Raw genomic sequence first — 337 nt, forward strand, 5'->3', positions numbered from 1 at the left:
GTGCCCTTGGGAGCCGCGATCGCTCGCGCCTGCTGCACCTCGACCTCGTAGCCGCTCTCGACCGCGGTCGGCACGTCGTCGAGGTACTGGTTGCGCTCCTTGGCGAACGTCACGATCGGCGTGACCTTACCCGCCTCGATCTGCGGCATGGCCTCACCCAGCTGCACCGACGCGACGTCGGCCTGGTTGCCCAGCACCGCGGTGAGCGCCGGCGCGCCGCCGTCGAAGGGCACGGCCTTGCCCGGGATCTCGGCGAGCTTGAACAGCAGCTCCGAACTGAGCTGGCTGCCGGTGCCGACGCCGGTCGTGGCGTAGCTCAGGGTCTTGCCGGCGTTCT

The 337-nt window shown here is 70.3% G+C and carries 1 protein-coding gene; it reads right to left on the reverse strand.

Features of this window, described 5'->3' with window-relative positions:
• Positions 1-337 (reverse strand): tripartite tricarboxylate transporter substrate-binding protein (locus D9V41_RS17060; RefSeq protein WP_279432368.1); only part of this gene is annotated, 337 nt, incomplete at both ends.

The organism is Aeromicrobium phragmitis, from assembly GCF_003674095.1.
GTDB classification, from domain to species: domain Bacteria; phylum Actinomycetota; class Actinomycetes; order Propionibacteriales; family Nocardioidaceae; genus Aeromicrobium; species Aeromicrobium phragmitis.